Origin of the sequence: Roseovarius sp. SK2 (genome assembly GCF_028807495.1) — a bacterium.
In the GTDB taxonomy this organism is placed as follows: domain Bacteria; phylum Pseudomonadota; class Alphaproteobacteria; order Rhodobacterales; family Rhodobacteraceae; genus Roseovarius; species Roseovarius confluentis.
In genome coordinates, this window is sequence record NZ_JARAMK010000003.1 from 17,907 (window position 1) to 33,172 (window position 15,266).

General features: G+C 61.4%; 17 protein-coding genes. 9 read left to right on the forward strand and 8 right to left on the reverse strand.

Annotated elements, in window-relative coordinates; genetic code table 11:
* The first annotated feature begins 26 nt into the window (after positions 1-26).
* The 6 genes from PVV74_RS07080 to PVV74_RS07105 all read left to right on the forward strand — a co-directional run bounded on the left by PVV74_RS07080 (position 27) and on the right by PVV74_RS07105 (position 5,192).
* Complete coding sequence (locus tag PVV74_RS07080; RefSeq protein WP_274592731.1) at positions 27-950, forward strand: ABC transporter substrate-binding protein; 924 nt, start codon at positions 27-29, stop codon at positions 948-950.
* Positions 947-2,014, forward strand: a complete 1,068-nt coding sequence (locus PVV74_RS07085) for a FecCD family ABC transporter permease (RefSeq protein ID WP_274592732.1) — start codon at positions 947-949, stop codon at positions 2,012-2,014. Before PVV74_RS07080 ends, PVV74_RS07085 begins: the two co-directional genes overlap by 4 nt.
* A complete protein-coding gene (locus tag PVV74_RS07090) occupies positions 2,011-2,763 on the forward strand; it encodes a heme ABC transporter ATP-binding protein (RefSeq protein WP_103762548.1) in 753 nt (250 codons plus the stop codon). The genes PVV74_RS07085 and PVV74_RS07090 overlap by 4 nt, the downstream gene beginning before the upstream one ends.
* 161 nt (positions 2,764-2,924) lie before the next feature.
* Positions 2,925-3,434, forward strand: coding sequence for an O-methyltransferase (locus PVV74_RS07095; RefSeq protein ID WP_274592733.1), 510 nt, complete (start codon positions 2,925-2,927; stop codon positions 3,432-3,434).
* Positions 3,435-3,502: 68 nt separating this feature from the next.
* Positions 3,503-4,339 carry a glycosyltransferase family 25 protein gene (locus tag PVV74_RS07100; RefSeq protein WP_274592734.1) on the forward strand — a complete coding sequence of 279 codons (837 nt, stop codon included), beginning with the start codon at positions 3,503-3,505 and terminating at the stop codon, positions 4,337-4,339.
* The gene (locus PVV74_RS07105) at positions 4,326-5,192 is read left to right on the forward strand and encodes a glycosyltransferase family 2 protein (protein WP_274592735.1); all 867 of its coding nucleotides are present in this window, start codon (positions 4,326-4,328) and stop codon (positions 5,190-5,192) included. Before PVV74_RS07100 ends, PVV74_RS07105 begins: the two co-directional genes overlap by 14 nt.
* Before the next feature lie 14 nt (positions 5,193-5,206).
* On the opposite strand, the gene PVV74_RS07110 is transcribed toward PVV74_RS07105, so the two are convergent.
* Both PVV74_RS07110 and PVV74_RS07115 read right to left on the reverse strand, forming a co-directional pair.
* Complete coding sequence (locus PVV74_RS07110) at positions 5,207-6,301, reverse strand: DegT/DnrJ/EryC1/StrS family aminotransferase (protein WP_274592736.1); 1,095 nt, start codon at positions 6,299-6,301, stop codon at positions 5,207-5,209.
* Positions 6,298-6,708 carry a sugar 3,4-ketoisomerase gene (locus PVV74_RS07115; protein ID WP_103762553.1) on the reverse strand — a complete coding sequence of 137 codons (411 nt, stop codon included), beginning with the start codon at positions 6,706-6,708 and terminating at the stop codon, positions 6,298-6,300. The genes PVV74_RS07110 and PVV74_RS07115 overlap by 4 nt, the downstream gene beginning before the upstream one ends.
* A gap of 115 nt (positions 6,709-6,823) precedes the next feature.
* Here PVV74_RS07115 and PVV74_RS07120 point away from each other — a divergent pair, with 115 nt between their 5' ends.
* Genes PVV74_RS07120 through PVV74_RS07130 form a run of 3 tightly spaced genes read left to right on the forward strand, consistent with a single transcriptional unit; the run spans position 6,824 to position 9,373 of the window.
* Entirely contained in the window at positions 6,824-7,498 is a 675-nt protein-coding gene (locus PVV74_RS07120; RefSeq protein ID WP_274592737.1) for an acetyltransferase, read from the forward strand.
* A 1-nt stretch (position 7,499) separates the two neighbouring features.
* Positions 7,500-8,429: a hypothetical protein gene (locus PVV74_RS07125; protein ID WP_274592738.1), complete on the forward strand. Its 930-nt coding sequence runs from the start codon at positions 7,500-7,502 to the stop codon at positions 8,427-8,429.
* Positions 8,426-9,373 carry a GNAT family N-acetyltransferase gene (locus tag PVV74_RS07130; RefSeq protein WP_274592739.1) on the forward strand — a complete coding sequence of 316 codons (948 nt, stop codon included), beginning with the start codon at positions 8,426-8,428 and terminating at the stop codon, positions 9,371-9,373. The genes PVV74_RS07125 and PVV74_RS07130 overlap by 4 nt, the downstream gene beginning before the upstream one ends.
* 16 nt (positions 9,374-9,389) lie before the next feature.
* On the opposite strand, the gene PVV74_RS07135 is transcribed toward PVV74_RS07130, so the two are convergent.
* From PVV74_RS07135 to PVV74_RS07160, 6 genes are all read right to left on the reverse strand, one after another.
* Positions 9,390-10,337: a glycosyltransferase gene (locus tag PVV74_RS07135; protein WP_274592740.1), complete on the reverse strand. Its 948-nt coding sequence runs from the start codon at positions 10,335-10,337 to the stop codon at positions 9,390-9,392.
* Positions 10,338-10,369: 32 nt separating this feature from the next.
* On the reverse strand, positions 10,370-11,524 hold the full coding sequence (locus PVV74_RS07140) for an FkbM family methyltransferase (protein WP_274592741.1): 1,155 nt from the start codon (positions 11,522-11,524) through the stop codon (positions 10,370-10,372).
* Positions 11,524-12,381, reverse strand: coding sequence for a phytanoyl-CoA dioxygenase family protein (locus PVV74_RS07145; RefSeq protein WP_103762559.1), 858 nt, complete (start codon positions 12,379-12,381; stop codon positions 11,524-11,526). The genes PVV74_RS07140 and PVV74_RS07145 overlap by 1 nt, the downstream gene beginning before the upstream one ends.
* A 501-nt stretch (positions 12,382-12,882) precedes the next feature.
* Complete coding sequence (locus PVV74_RS07150; protein ID WP_103762560.1) at positions 12,883-13,635, reverse strand: ABC transporter permease; 753 nt, start codon at positions 13,633-13,635, stop codon at positions 12,883-12,885.
* A 5-nt stretch (positions 13,636-13,640) separates the two neighbouring features.
* Positions 13,641-14,435: an ABC transporter ATP-binding protein gene (locus tag PVV74_RS07155; RefSeq protein WP_211286126.1), complete on the reverse strand. Its 795-nt coding sequence runs from the start codon at positions 14,433-14,435 to the stop codon at positions 13,641-13,643.
* Positions 14,435-15,247, reverse strand: a complete 813-nt coding sequence (locus PVV74_RS07160) for an ABC transporter permease (RefSeq protein WP_103762561.1) — start codon at positions 15,245-15,247, stop codon at positions 14,435-14,437. Before PVV74_RS07160 ends, PVV74_RS07155 begins: the two co-directional genes overlap by 1 nt.
* Positions 15,248-15,266 lie beyond the last annotated feature (19 nt).

The window sequence follows — 15,266 nt, forward strand, 5'->3', positions numbered from 1 at the left end:
AACCGCACCTCGCAGGAGTCATGAAAATGAAAAGGTTTTTGCCGGTCGCACTCGGGTTGGGACTGATGGCCATGTTGCACCCCGCAGGATCGGCCAGCGCCGAGGTGGTGGATTTGAGTGATGCTCCGGCCTATCCGGAAATCACCGTCACAACCGAAAGCGTAACTGGCTCCCGCGACATCGTGCTGCTGGGGGCGGACCTGGTTGAGATCGCCATCGCACTTGGCGCGTCCGACCGTGTCCTGGCCCGCCATCTTGCACCGGGGCTGACCGGTGTTGACGACATACCCCACGTCTTCCGCGAGCGTCCGGGCATCGAAGGCATCGCGGCCATGCGGCCGGGCACCGTGATCGCGTCAAACATTCGGTTCGACTCGCTGCGCAACGGGCTGGAACAGATAGGAATCCAGACCGCGCTGATTGACCGAACACTTCCTGCCACCCAAAAGGTGCGCCGCCTCGCCGCGCATCTCGGCGCCGAGGACCGCGGCGAGGCGCTTGTCGCCGCGATCGAGCAGGAATACGCAAATGCCTCGACTGTCACCGCGCCCGATGGCGAAAAGCTCCGGATCATGCATGCGTCCAAGGCGGGCGCAGGCGGTAACTTCTCGGTCGGCGGGTCGGGAACAGCGGTGCACAACCTGATCCAACGGGTCGGCGGGATCAACCCGGCGGCCGAGATCGGCAAGGACCGCTACAGAGGCGTCACGCCCGAGGGCATTCTGCTGATGAAGCCGGACGTGGTACTGATCTCGGCCGAGGAGATGGATGTTTTCGGCAACCTGGATCGTTTCTGGACGGAATATCCGGGCATTGCGCTGACGCCCGCAGGCCGCAACAAGCGCATCATCATAATGCGAGACATGCACGTTCGAGCCGACGCCGCTTCCAGCGGTATCGCGACGCGCGCATTGAGCGAAGGTCTGGCACAGATGTTCGAGGAGCCATGAGCAGCGTCGAAAACGTAGCTCCGCAGCAAAGACGTGCCAGCCGAACCCCGGTCCTGGCCACCCTTGTCGGCATCGCGTTCTGCGGCGTGCTCGTCGCTTCGGTGGCGATGGGGCCGATGATGCTTTCGGTTTCCGACGTGCTGGGTGCGATCGGTGCACGGTTCACCTCCAGCCCGATCTCCGACACGCAAGAGCTGAACATGGCCGTGGTATGGGACCTGCGCCTCGCGCGGTCCGTCACGGCAATCATCGTCGGCGCCTGCCTTGCCACCTGCGGAGCGGCGATGCAGGGTCTGTTCGGCAATCCGCTGGCCGATCCGGGCATCGTCGGGGTGTCGGCGGGCGCATCTCTGGGCGCCATTGCGGTGGTCGTTCTTCAGATATCGGTTTTCGGGATCTGGACACTCCCGCTCGGCGCGTTCGTTGCCGGTGTCGGTACGACCTTCCTAATCTACGTCCTCGCTCGTCCGGGACGGGAAGGCGCTGACAGTTCGCGCCTGCTGCTGGTCGGTATCGCCATCAATGCGATTGGCGGCTCCATCGCAGGCTTCCTCACCTATCTTGCAACGACAGAGCAGCTGATGACGTTGACCTTCTGGTCAATGGGATCTCTGTCTTCGGCGCGCTGGCTGACCGTGTCCATCACCGTGGTCCCGGCCCTAATCGGTACCGCCTTCCTGCTTATGTGGGCACGTCAGCTCGATTTGCTTGCCCTTGGCGAACGGCAGGCACGGCACCTCGGCGTCGATGTGCGCGCGCTGCGGCGCAAGCTCATCGTCATCACAGCGTTGCTGGTGGCCGCCGCAGTGTCCTTCAATGGCACCATAGGTTTCGTCGGGTTGGTGGTCCCGCACCTGGTCCGTCTCATTATCGGACCGGGCCATCGGCTCTTGCTGCCGTTTGCAGCGGCAGGCGGCGGGCTTCTGTTGATGCTGGCCGACCTTGCCGCACGCACTCTCGATCCCCCCAACGAAATCCCGATCGGGGTCATCATGGGCTCGATTGGCGGACCGTTCTTCCTTTGGATGATCTGGCGCGGCGGTGCAAATGGCAGGGCGGCATGATCAAGGTGTCGGACCTCGTCGTCGGGATCGGAGGGAAGACCCTCCTGCATGGCGTGTCAATCGCCTGCGCGTCGGGCACGCTGACCGCGCTTGTCGGGCCGAACGGCGCCGGGAAATCCACGCTGCTTTCCGCCATCGCCGGTGACGTGACACCAGAGGCGGGGACCGTCCTGCTGGACCATCAGCCGGTCCACAGGATGCGCATCCGTGAATTGGCACAATTGCGCTCGGTCTTTCCGCAGGGGTCTGAAATCCGCTTTGGGTACAATGTCGAGGATGTGGTGGGAATGGGGCGCGCCTTTCGAGATCTTCCCCCCGATGAGGACCGCGCCGCGATAGCTGCCGCCTTGGCGGACTCCGAGGTCGATCACCTCCGGGACCGCAACGCACAGACATTGTCAGGCGGCGAACAGGCCCGCACCACCTTTGCCAGGGTGCTTGTACAGGAGGCTCCGGTCGTCCTGTTGGACGAGCCCACCGCCGCACTCGACCTGCGTCACCAGGAACGCCTGCTCGAGCGCGCCCGCGGGCTTGCCGCTTCGGGCGGAACGGTCCTCGCGGTCCTGCACGATCTCAACCTTGCTGCCGCCTATGCCGACCAGATCGTTCTGATGCGAAACGGCGGCATCGTGGCAAACGGCCCGCCATGGGACGTCCTGACCGAGCCGCTCATCTCCGATGTGTACCGCCAGCCGGTATGCGTCATGGCACACCCCGAGCGCGACTGCCCCGTCGTTCTCACAAAATAACGGAAGGACACCCACCTATGACAGCTCTGACAGATCCGACGCTCAACGCCGTCCTGAAGCGCGAGCACGAGGCCGCGGATGCAGAACGTGCGGCCCGGCGAGCGGCCTCTGATACCCCCGACGCCCGGGCAGATAATCCGGATTTCCGCTTTTCGGACCGAATGAAGACCGCCTATCTGGCCATCGGACCGGACCAGGGGCGTTTCCTCTACGGGCAGGTGGTTGCATGTGAGGCAAGAACCATAGTCGAGTTCGGTTCGTCCTTTGGCATCTCGACGCTGTACCTGGCCGCAGCCGCCGCCCAGACAGGCGGGCACGTCATCGGCACAGAATACCACGAGGCCAAGGCCGAAAGAGCCCGCGCCACATTGTCAGATGCAGGTCTCGACGCAGACATACGCGTCGGCGACGCCCGCGAAACTCTTTCCGGACCCGGTGCAAATATCGACCTGCTGTTTTTGGATGGCGCTAAAGACCTTTACCTTCCTATCCTGCGCTTGCTTGAACCGCGCCTGGCAAAAGGCGCGCTGATCATCGCCGACAATATCCCGACGGACCGCCAAATGCCGTTTCTAACGGCGATCGCTGAGCCCGCATCAGGCTACGCCACAAGCCTCATTCGGTTCGGCAAAGGCGGCATGAGTTGTTCGGTAAGGCTGTCGCCAGTGTAGACTGCAAGCCTTGGAGCAGAAAACCCTGGATGCGAAACTCGTCCGCGCCAGACATTTTGCGGTACGCCATGCCGTTTTCTGAATTGAAGCATGACCTGGAGTGGCATCTCGTTCCGAAAGCCAATACTTGTAAGGAACCGATGTCAGCTCGTAGAAAGGCGGCTGTTTTGAAAGCGGAGTGTATGATTATCCACCTTGAACGTGCGGAGGCCCGTCTGCCGCAGGTTGAAGCCACGAAAAAGGCCGTGCCGCTTGACTCTCATGTTGTCAGAGCCGTGGACGGGCAGCAAATGAGCGAGGCCCACGCCGACGCCTATCGCCGGAAGTTGATGCGCCCGACCTATCCTTTCACCATGCGGTCCTCTGAAATCGCGGCCTTTCACAGTCACCGCGCCTGCTGGCAGAAAATCCTCGGTGACGATCTGGACGCGGCCCTCGTCCTGGAAGACGACCTGCATTTTCAGGAGGATGTTTTCCCCAAGGCTCTGACCCTGGCGCTCTCGAACATCCAACCGGGGGATTTCATACGCTTTCCCATCAAGCTGCGCGAGGAGAAGACGGAGGAGATCGATACATCGGGTGGAATCGGGTTGCATCGCTATGACCGGATCGCACTTGGCATGGTCGCGCAGCTGGTCACCCGTGATGCGGCACGCGCGCTGCTTGCCGCGTCCGAACAGTTCGACAGGCCCGTCGATAATTTCCTCCAGATGCAATGGGTCCACGGCGTCCGCGTGCTGACGGTTTGGCCGTCCGGTGTGCGCGAAGTGTCTGCCGAACTCGGTGGCAGCATGATCGGGCGGAAAGAAGGCCTTTGGCAAAAACTGCGCCGCGAGATCCTGCGCCCCCTCTACCGGCGCAAAATTCGTGCAATGGCAAGGCAGCATCTGAATGCCTCGAAGTAGCGCCGAAGACCGCGTGACGATCGTCACGGTCGCGTATAACAGCACGGGTGTGTTGCCCGACATGCTGGCCTCGGTGCCGCAAGGCACACCCGTGGTGATCGTCGACAACGCCTCGGACGATCGCGACCGGCTGCAACGGATCGTCGCCGCACGGCAGGACACGACACGCCTGGTCGAGAATGAGCGCAACCTTGGCTTTGGCGCCGGGTGCAACAAAGGTGCGGAACAGGCGAACACGGAATTTCTCCTGTTCCTCAATCCTGACACGGCGCTTGGCCCTGACACGTTGCAAAAGCTGATCGATGCGGCGGAACGGCATTCGGATGCGTCAGCCTTCAACCCACGAATTCTGGACGAGGCGGGCAGGGCGGTCGTGAAGCGCCGCAGTGACCTCGTCGATCGCTCACTGTGGTTGCCAAAGCACGAACTGACCAAGGACACGGTCGTTCCGGTCCTCTCCGGCGCCGCGCTCTTCGTTCGTCGGCGCGCCTTCGAGGCGGTGGGCGGATTCGACTCCGAGATTTTTCTGTTCTTCGAGGATGACGATCTCAGCCTTCGCCTGTCCAGATCCCGGGGCCACCTGGTTTACGTGGCAGACGCAGTGGTCCACCATGCCGGAGGCGCGTCATCAGGCGGGTCGTTGAAAAGCGAGCGCATCAAGAATTGGCATTGGGGATATTCCCAGATCTACACCACGCGCAAGCACGGCATGCGCGGCAACTGCTATGCTGCAATCCTCAAGACCGGGATACGCGCCCTGTCACCTGCAACGATCTTTTCGTCCCGGCGCCGACAGAAGTACTTTGCGCGTTTCTCGGGGATGATCGCGGCGCTGCGCCAGAACGATAGCTGAATAGGTGCAGGTCCTCAGGCGAGTTCCAACACCTTTTCGATCACGTACTCGGTCTGCGCTGCCGTCTGTCCGGGGCACATGGGCAAGCTGACGACCTCGTTCGCCAGCCGCTCTGCAACCGGAAAGGCGCCTTGCGTATGGCCAAGGTCGGCATAGGCTTTCTGCAGGTGGGGCGGGATGGGATAGTGGATCACGGTCCCGACGCCGGCCTCCGACAGGCGCGCCTGAAAGCGGTCCCGGTCGGGGTGTCGCAGCACGTAAAGGTGCCAGACCGGCTCGGCCCAGTCGGGCACGTAAGGAACGCACAGCCCGGCGCGGGCAAAGGCGTTGGTGTACGCGCGCGCGATGGCGCGGCGGTGCTCGGTCCAACTGTCCAGAACCCGTAGTTTCACCGATAGCAGGGCGGCCTGAAGAGGATCCAGACGGCTGTTGATGCCGCGGATCTCGTTCTCGTACTTCCGCTCGGACCCGTAGTTTCGCAGCAGCCTGACGGTCTGCGCGACATCGGCATCCGATGTCGTCAAAGCCCCTGCATCGCCCAGCGCACCCAAGTTCTTCGTAGGATAAAAGCTCCAGGCCGCAGTGCCGACGCTGCCGATCCTGCGCGACTTGTAGCGTGCGCCATGCGCCTGTGCGGCGTCCTCCAGAACCTTCAGCCCGTTCTGTTGGGCCACTGCGTTCAGCGCGTCCATGTCGGCAGGCTGCCCATAAAGGTGCACCGGCAGGATGGCCTTGGTGCGCCCGGTGACTGCCGCGGCGGTGCCCTCGGGCTCGATGTTGTGCGTGTCCTCGAGGGGTTCGACGGGCACCGGCACCGCACCGCATTGACTGACAGCAAGCCAGGTCGCGATATAGGTGTTCGACGGCACGATGACCTCGTCGCCCGGGCCGATGCCCAGCGCGCGAAGTCCCAGGTGAAGCGCATCCAGCCCGTTTGCCGTCCCGATGCAGGCGCCGGCTTGGACGTAGGCCGCAAAGGCGCCTTCGAAACGCTCCAGCTCGGGGCCCATGACATAGCTGCCGGAATGCGCGACACGCAGAAGCTCGTGGTCCAGCTCGGCCTGTATGCCGGCCCGGGCCGCCGCAAGATCCAGGAAGGGGACGTTCACGCCGCCCCCACCGCTTTGAGGAATTCGCCTCGGTCGCGGATGTAATCCGTCTCGTCATAGGGGGCCGACGCGAGAACCATGCACACCGACCCGGATGAGAAATTGTCCAGGTAGCGCCACATCATCGGGCAGACGTATATGCCGTAATAGGGCCGGTTGAGCTGGAACCGCTTTTTCTCGAAGCCGTCATCCAGCAGCAGATCGAAACTGCCGGACATCGAGATCACGAACTGGTGCAGGTCCTTGTGCGCATGCTCGCCCCGGTCGGCGCCGCCGGGAACGTCGTAAAGATAGTAGACCCGCTTGACCTCGAACGGGATGTGGTTGTTTCCCTCGATGAAGGTAAGATTGCCCCGTGCGTCCGAGATCTTGGGTAAATCTATTAGGCGACAGTCACTTAGCGGCAAGGGATTACGACTCGCTTCTGCATTGGTCCATGTTTATAAACCGCGCAACGACGATTTGAAATAGCCGGGCATCGAAGAGAGACGGCCCGGAACACCGGGCACAGAAAGGTTTGGAATGTCAAAAGATTTCCTGATCGTGGGAGCCGGCGAGTTCGCGGATATCGCCTACGAGTATTTCACCGTCGACAGCGATTACAGGGTTGTCGGGTTCGCGGTCGAACGGGACTATCTGGACGAAACCGTCAAGTTCGACCTGCCCGTGGTCCCGCTCGAGGACGCCCCGTCGCATTTCGATCCTGGCAAGACTGACGCGCATGTCGCGGTGACCTCGACCAAGCTCAACCGGATCCGCGCGCGTCTGATCGCGCTGACGAAGGAGCACGGATATCACCTTGCCAATTTCGTCAGCCCGCGCGCTATGGTCTGGCGGACCGCCGAACTGGGCGAGAATGTCTTTATCTTCGAGAACAACGTGGTGCAGCATGGCGTACAGATAGACGACGGATGCGTGCTGTGGTCCGGCAACCATATCGGCCATCAGACCCGCATCCGGGAAAACTGCTTTTTGTCCTCGCATATCGTGGTGTCGGGCTATTGCGATATCGGCGCGCGCAGCTTTCTGGGCGTGAACGCCGCCCTGGCCGACAATGTGCACCTGGCCGAGGATTGTCTCGTCGGCATGGCGGCGGCCGTCACCAAGAGCTTCGACACCCCCGGCCTGATCCTGAACGGCAACCCGGCCGAGGCCGCCAAGGTGTCCTCCTACCGCTATTACCGGATCAAGCCCTGACATGGCCTGGGTGAAACAGGGCCATATCTTCAGCCCTGACGGAAGCCTGGAGTGGGCGCAGCATTCCTTCATGACGCCGTGCCCGTGGTTGCGCGACGAAGACACGATACGGATCTTCGGCGGGATGCGCGACGCACATGGCATCAGCCGCATCGGCTGGGTCGATGTCGCCGCTGACGACCCGACCCGGGTCAAGGCCAGCTCCACGGCCCCGGTGCTGGATCTCGGTGCACCGGGCATGTTCGATGACAACGGCCTTATCCTGGGCGATGTGGTCGAAGTCGCGCCCGACGAACTGCGGCTTTACTACGTGGGGTTCCAGCTGGTGGAGAAAGCGAAATTCCTGGCCTTCACCGGCCTCGCCATCAGCCGGGATCGCGGCGACAGCTTTCAGCGGGTTGGTTCGACCCCGGTGCTCGACCGCTGCCCCGACGGGCCCTTCATCGGTGCGCTGCACTCGATCGCCCGCCTGCCGGATGGCAGCTTTCGCGCGTGGATTTCCCGTGGCAACGGGTGGGAGGAGATCGGCGAAAGGCTTTATCCCCGCTATGATTGCTGGACGCTGACCAGCGACGACGGTGTCACCTTCGACAACGCGGCCGCGCAGCGCATCATCACGCCCACGGGCGACGAGTACCGCATCGGCCGCCCCCGGGCAACGCGGTTGGATGACGGCACGTGGGAATTGCGCGCAACCTCCGACACCCGCGCCAAGCAATATGCCGCCTTTCGCTTCACCTCTCCGGACGGTGTGGAGTTCACCCGTACGGATGATGTCGAACTGCCGCTGGGGGCGCCTGAAAGCTGGGACAGTGACATGACCTGTTATCCCGCGCATTTCGTGGCGCCGGATGGTGGCCGGTACCTGTTCTACAACGGCAACGACATGGGGCGGACAGGTGTCGGCTTGGCGAAGTGGCAGGCAGCATGAGCGGTGACATCGAAATCAAGCGCTACACGCCCGCTCTTTCGACTTCGTGGAACGACTTCGTCGCCGCCTCCACAAACGGCACGTTCCTGCATGACCGTCGTTTCATGGAGTACCATTCCGACCGCTTCGACGATCACTCGCTGATCTTCGAAAGCGACGGCAAGATAATCGCGTGCCTGCCCGCGAACCGGGTGGGCGATACCTTGCAGTCCCATGGCGGCCTGACCTTTGGCGGTCTGCTGATCAAGCCCTCGACCTCCGCCGCGCAGGTGGTCGAGATCTTCGACAGCCTGCGTGACGACCTTGTCAGTCAGGGGATCGGGGCGCTGCACTACAAGCCCGTGCCGCATATTTTTCACACTCAGCCGGCCGAGGCCGACATCTATGCGCTGTTCAACGCCGGCGCTCGCCAGGTCCGCATCGACCTGAGCGCCGCCATTCCCCTGCACCGCAAGCTGTCGTTCAGCAGTGGCCGCAAATACGGAGCCAAGAAGGCGGCCAAGGCAGGGCTGACAACAGCCGAGACCACCGATTTCGCCGCCTTCTGGGATATCCTTGCAGAGGTGCTGGACCAGCGCCACGACGCGCGGCCGACCCATTCGCTGGACGAGATCACGCGTCTTAACGCGGCGTTTCCCAAGCGGATCCGTCTGTTCGCGTCCTTCGAGGATGAACGTATGCTGGCCGGCGTCGTGCTGTTCGATTTCGGGCGTAGCGTGCATTGCCAGTACATGGCCTCATCAGGCGATGGGCGTGACCTGGGCGCGTTGGATCTCGTGGTTCAGTCGCTCGTCAACGACACATTCGCGGACCGCGACTGGTTCAGCTTCGGCATCTCGACCACAGCCGAAGGCCGAGAGCTCAATGTCGGGCTGTCCCGTCAAAAAGAAATGTTCGGCGCGCGCAGCCTCGCGATTCCGCAGTACCTCTGGGATCTCGGCTGAGGCGCGATCGATGTCGCTACGTCGCACCGATGCGCTTTTTGCGCCGCCGGGCCTCGGACACGCCGCGCGAAATGGCCCGCAACGGATGACGCCCGAGAAACGGCGCCAGTCCGGCCCAGCCTTTCTCGATAAAGGCCGCGCGCACTTCGCCATCGGCCACGCGGTCGGCCAGTAGCTTCGAGACCTCATGCGCAGGGCCCAGGCCAAAGGTCTTCGCGTCGGCGGCGCGTTGACGATAGACACAGGTGTTGCTTTCGATCTCGCGCAGGCGTTGCGCCCGGTAACTGTCCGGCGTGAACCTTTCGGGTTTCGTATTGGTCAGCCCCGATCCAACCCGGTAGGTCAGCAACGCCTCGTCAATGAAATGCACCCGGTCCTCGAGAGCGGCCCGAAACCCGAGGATCAGGTCCTCGAAGGTATTGTCGAACATCATCGGCCCGTACTTGCGGTAAAGCGAGCGATGCCACGCGCAGGTGGCACCGAGGTAGAGCGACAGCGATTTCGCGGCGGCCATCCGGTCCGTCGTCCTGTAGAACGTCGCCTTGCGATACAGCGCCGGCGTAGGGGCCCCGTCCAGCGTCGTCACGTCGGCATGTGAGAAAACCAGAAGCGGGTCAGTTGCGTCGAACGCCTCCAGGATCCGCCGGTTGCGATGCGGGTAATAGAGGTCGTCACCGGCGGCGGCGATGATGATATCCTCCCGACACATTCCAAGGGCTTTCTTGAGATGTTCGTTGACGCCAAGGTTGGTCTCGTTGCGGTTCAGAACGACCTCGTGCGGCCCGTCGTACCGATCGACCACCTCTTTCATGCGCAGGAACGTATCGTCGCGCGAGGCATCGTCCGAAAGAACGATCTGCATCGGTGCGCAGTCCTGCTGCAGCGCGCTTTGCACCGTTTCGGCAACATGATCCTGCTGCTGATAGGTCAGAAGAAGACACGTGGCCTTCGGGGGGCTTGGCATCGGGCGGCCTGCCTTGGAATTGGGTCGTCTGCTCAGAGCGCGTAGCAGATGACGTCCGTCCCATCAACGCCATGCGCCCGCAGGTAGATGCGCCTGTTCGGCAACAGCCGTGCCATCAGGAGAGGCAGTCGCCATAAATCCTCGGGGGCGTGGTAAACGCTGACGGCCAGCTTGGGGTTATTGTCCGTCACATGCTCTGCCGAGCCGCTGAGCGCGTCCCACTCGGCACCTTCGATATCGAATTTTGCATAGACTGGCTGCCCGGCGGGCATCACGTCGGCCAGCCTCTTTACCGGCATAGAGACAGCGCCGCCTGTATCGAAGGACGCGCTCATGTCAGCCGTGGCATTGAAGGACAAAATACCCGCCCTCGCGCCAAGGCCGCAATTCAGCGCAGTTACGCGATGGCCGAGGCTCTGATCCTTGATGCTCTGTTCCAACCGCGCAAGGTTCTGCGGGTCCGGCTCGATACAGACTGCCCGGCCGAAAAGACCTCCGGTGTGGTCAAAAAAGTGTCCCAATGTGTCGCCGTCATACGCACCTGCGTCGATAAAGACGACATCCGGGTTCAGGCTGATATCAAGGTCCTTCGGGAAGTATATATCGTCCAGTCGTGGAGCGGGAAGCCGGGTGAAGTCGAGGGACATGCGCCAAGCGACCTGCATGGCAAACGTATCGCGCGAGATATCGTCGGCCCAGAGCGCATCGCATTCCAGAATACTGTCTTTTTCGTGCAGGACATTCTCGGGTGCCATTACATTGCAAAGACCCGAAAATTCCTCGGGAAAGAGCCAGCTCAACAGCATGAAACTCTCGGCCTTCAGTCCGGTCTCTGCCAGAAGGGCCTGTGCCTGCACGAAAGTCAGCTTGGGATTGAGAACCGTAACCAGCACGGTCGCGTCGGGTTCGAGCGCTTCCGCGGCCTGCTGCCGGCCAAGGACCCGCAGCCCGTCAATCGTGGTGCCCTGCTTGGCGGGCGTGTCGTCGATGAACGCAACCGGCTCGACACCGGCGCGGCGCAGGCGTTTCAAGACCTCGCGCCCGGTGTTGCCCGCCCCGAAGAGGGCGATGTTGCCCATGTCTGGCAGCGCCGCGTCAAGCCTGCGACCGCATCGTGCCCGGGCCTCATCCGGTGTTTCGGACAGGATGGCGTTCAGATCGGTCTGCATCGCTCGCGACAGGGCCACTATTGGCGTCCCTCGGCCGCCCGGGCTGCTTCGATCTTGCCTTCACGCCATTCCTTGACGCTCTTTGGGATCTCGTATTCGAATCCGAGGTAGTCTCGCACCTTCGGATCCTCGACTTCGACGCCTCGCTGCTCGAATATCTCCTTGAAATTGTACTGCTGGCGAAGCATTGGCGGCGTGATGATGTGATTGACCGCGCGGCGAACCCCGTTCGAGCTGTTCTTGCCCGTGCGATGGTACAGCATGGCGTCGAAGAAAATGATTGTCCCGGGCGGGCATTTCACGACCTTCTGGTGGACGCGGACGAATTCGTCCGACGGGAACGTCTCGAAGAGATGCGTCCCGGGCAGCACATAGGTTCCACCGGTCACTTCATCGAACGGATCAACTGCCAGCAATGCGCTCAGGGCCAGGGGCCGGGAAGACGTGTAGTGCTGGTAGTTCAGGTCACGATGCCAAGTGAATTGGTAGTGGTCGCGTCCTGGCTGGTTAAGGATGCCATTGTGAGACATCAAAACGTAATACTGCCTCAGGAATGCGGCAGCGACGTCCATGATGACAGGCAATGTGGCAATTTTCAGCATAAGCGGATCATAGGCGCAGACCGCACGTGCGATATTCGCATCCTTCATGAGGCGCAAATTATCCTCGCCACCGACCTCTTCAGCTTGCTGGTAATAGACCTGGTCCAATACGTCCCGGGCCTGGGCAAGTTCACTGTCGCCTAGTCCGCTCTGCGCAAGCGCATATCCATTGATCCGCAACTCTTCGATACATCTTTCAATATCACCGGAAGTCGTATTCTTCTCCGCCACACCGTGCGTAAGCACATTGGTGTCGAGACCTGTCTGATACATACCGTTGCCCCCCTGTCTTGGCGTGTTGCAAGGAAAACAATCACTGATGTAACGAGGTGAACAAGCTTTGGAACGGCTTGGATAGTATCACGACCACGCGTGGCAATCGCAAGTCTAAAGTCCGGCCGGCAATGTCGACATTGATGATCGTGTCGAAATTACGTTTCTGGTGCCGTCCCAGGTATTTTCGCGGTTTCGGGGGTTTTTGGCGGTTTTATTGAATGCAAACCCTAGATTTGTTTGCGTACGAATTCCTGAACTGTCTACGGGAGGCAGGGGCCGGAGGTTCGAAATCTTCTCAATCCGACCAGTAAAATCAGGGCCCGCAGGAAACATTTGTCGCATCGGCCTGCGCCAGATTTTTCCGGCCCCAACTCGGCGCCGTCGAGGTGAAACCGAGTGCCGGAGCCGTAGCGAGATGCTCCAAGCCGGTCTACGGATGGTAGTCCGGCTTGGAGGGGAGTGTCGTGGCCTTAAGGGTGCCGGAACTTCAGGTCGCCCTTAGCTTCGTGCACCAGCATAATATTCAACACGCTGTTCCAGCCGCCCGATCATCTCGGCGAGGCCGAGAGCAAAGGCGAAAAGGATCAGGATCAGAGCCCAGAAATGGGCCATGAGAAAGTTCTGCGAGTAGAGTGCAAAGAGCGCTCCGACTCCGATGATCGAGACAAGCAGCTGGCCGATGACGACGCCCTTGACGCCCCGGATCACGCCCAGCCTGAAGCCGGCAAGGATCTCCGGCAGAGCCGAAAGCAGGATGATTTTCATCCGGTGCCAGCGCGAGGCCCCGAAGGACGAGGACATCTCCATCAGGGATGGCGACACATGCAGGACTCCCGCCCGTGTATCCAGGGCGATGATCCAGACGGCGAACATGAAGACGGTTACGATTACCGTTGGCATGCCCATTCCGAAAAGGATCATGATGACCGGCACGAGCGCCGAAAGCGGCGCCGACAGGAATACGTTCACCCACATGTTCAGAAGTCTGTCCGCGGGCTTGACCAACCCCATGAGAAGACCCAGCGAGACGCCGACGACGAGCGCCAGCGCCAGGCCGCCGAGATAGCTCAGCACGGTGATGCGCGCTGCCTCAAGGAAGCTGGGCGTCGTGATGACGTCCGGGATCGCCAACAGGACGTCGCTGAATGGCGGGAACAACATGACGAGTTCGAACTGGCCGATGATTTCCCAGATGACGACCCAGACCAGCAAAGCTGCCATCTTGGGGACCTTGTATCCGTAGAGTTCCATGTGCGTTACTCCACGTAGTCGCGCAGACCGGCCCAGATATCGTCGATCAAGTCGAGATACTCCGGGTTGCGCCGGATGGCTTCGGGATTGCCGGAGCGGTCGATCTCGGGCGTCACAACCTGTTTCAGACGGCCGGGACGCGGTGACAGAAGAACGATCCGGTCGGACAGGTAGACCGCCTCCTCGATTGAGTGGGTCACGAGAATGAATGTCTTGTTCTCGGTCTCGCGCAGGCGGATCAGGTCCTCCTGGAACTTGCGGCGGGTCTGTTCGTCCACGGCCGAGAACGGCTCGTCCATCAGCAGGACCTCTGCCTCGACCGCCAGCGCACGTGCAAGCCCGACGCGCTGGCGCATCCCACCGGACAGCTCATGCGGATACTTGTCCTCGAAACCGGCAAGGCCGACCTCGTTGATGTAATGGCGCGCCTTGTCTTCCCGTGCTTTCTGACCAACGCCTTTCAGTTCCAACCCGAACGCCGCGTTCTTGAGCACGGTGGCCCAGGGCATCAGCGCGAAGTCCTGGAAGACGAAGGCGCGTTCGGGGCCGGGGCCGGTCACGGTCTCGCCGTTTACGCGGATCTCGCCCGAGGTGGGTTTCAAGAGCCCTGAAATGATCTTCAGAAGCGTGGTCTTGCCACAGCCCGACGGGCCAAGCAGGCTGGTCAGTTCGCCGCGGCCGAAGCCAAGGTTGATGTCCTTCAGCGCGGTCACGGTTTCGTTGTAGACTTTGTGAATTCCGGCGACCTCGATGATCTGGTCCGCCTCGGTTTCCGCGACGATTGGTTGCGTCATGTGCATCAGGTGCCTCTTTTCTCGGGCCGGAACAGCTTGGTTTCCAGCAATTGAAGGAGCGAAACGGTTATTACCGCGAACGCCACGATTGACAGGATGACCGCGTACATGTGGTCGAATTGCGCGACCGACCTGCTGTAGGTGATCAGGTCGCCGATACCTGTCGGTGTGATCAGAAGTTCGGCCAGAACCGCACCGGAGAAGCCTTCCGCGACGCCAAGCCGTATCCCGGCGAACATCATTGGGCTGGCCGCCGGCAGTATGATCCGGAAAACCTGCTGTCGCCTCGAGCCCTGGAACGACTTGCACATGTCGACCAACGAAGGTGATACGTTGCGGACCGACTTGTAGCTGTTGATCGCGATGACCGGCATGGCCAGCATGACCACGGCCAATACCTTTGATGTCATCCCGATCCCGTAGACAAAGGTGATCAGGGGGATCAATGCGGCCATCGGTGCTGCTTGCATCGTGATGAAGACCGGCAGAGTGATCCATTCCGCATCCCGCCGAAGGCCCATCAGAACCCCTGCGCTTACCCCCACGGCAAGGGAGAAAACCAGGCCGATCACCAGGGGCTGGAGTGTCCGCAGGTAGGCGGAAAAGAGCGAGCCATCGGCGGTCATCTCCCAGAGCGCCGTCATGGTCTCGAAGAAGGTCGGGAAGGCGTAGTTGAAATTGGTCCGCCCGGCGATTTCCCACGCCGCGAAGAACAGAGCAAGCGACAGAAGGCGCCACAGAACCGGCGTGTTGTCCGCCAGCACGCCAAGGGCACCGGTCATGGGGCCAGCAACAGCGGTTGGAGATTGTGTTGTCATTTATAGATCCATCAGGGTC

Excerpts from the sequence above, each read along its gene's own strand:
- PVV74_RS07160 (WP_103762561.1), bottom strand. The coding sequence starts at position 15,247 with ATGACAACACAATCTCCAACCGCTGTTGCTGGCCCCATGACCGGTGCC.
- PVV74_RS07120 (WP_274592737.1), top strand. The coding sequence starts at position 6,824 with ATGTCAAAAGATTTCCTGATCGTGGGAGCCGGCGAGTTCGCGGATATC.
- PVV74_RS07130 (WP_274592739.1), top strand. The coding sequence starts at position 8,426 with ATGAGCGGTGACATCGAAATCAAGCGCTACACGCCCGCTCTTTCGACT.
- PVV74_RS07145 (WP_103762559.1), bottom strand. The coding sequence starts at position 12,381 with ATGTATCAGACAGGTCTCGACACCAATGTGCTTACGCACGGTGTGGCG.
- PVV74_RS07135 (WP_274592740.1), bottom strand. The coding sequence starts at position 10,337 with ATGCCAAGCCCCCCGAAGGCCACGTGTCTTCTTCTGACCTATCAGCAG.
- PVV74_RS07125 (WP_274592738.1), top strand. The coding sequence starts at position 7,500 with ATGGCCTGGGTGAAACAGGGCCATATCTTCAGCCCTGACGGAAGCCTG.
- PVV74_RS07150 (WP_103762560.1), bottom strand. The coding sequence starts at position 13,635 with ATGGAACTCTACGGATACAAGGTCCCCAAGATGGCAGCTTTGCTGGTC.
- PVV74_RS07085 (WP_274592732.1), top strand. The coding sequence starts at position 947 with ATGAGCAGCGTCGAAAACGTAGCTCCGCAGCAAAGACGTGCCAGCCGA.
- PVV74_RS07080 (WP_274592731.1), top strand. The coding sequence starts at position 27 with ATGAAAAGGTTTTTGCCGGTCGCACTCGGGTTGGGACTGATGGCCATG.
- PVV74_RS07105 (WP_274592735.1), top strand. The coding sequence starts at position 4,326 with ATGCCTCGAAGTAGCGCCGAAGACCGCGTGACGATCGTCACGGTCGCG.
- PVV74_RS07100 (WP_274592734.1), top strand. The coding sequence starts at position 3,503 with ATGCCGTTTTCTGAATTGAAGCATGACCTGGAGTGGCATCTCGTTCCG.
- PVV74_RS07090 (WP_103762548.1), top strand. The coding sequence starts at position 2,011 with ATGATCAAGGTGTCGGACCTCGTCGTCGGGATCGGAGGGAAGACCCTC.
- PVV74_RS07155 (WP_211286126.1), bottom strand. The coding sequence starts at position 14,435 with ATGCACATGACGCAACCAATCGTCGCGGAAACCGAGGCGGACCAGATC.
- PVV74_RS07095 (WP_274592733.1), top strand. The coding sequence starts at position 2,925 with ATGAAGACCGCCTATCTGGCCATCGGACCGGACCAGGGGCGTTTCCTC.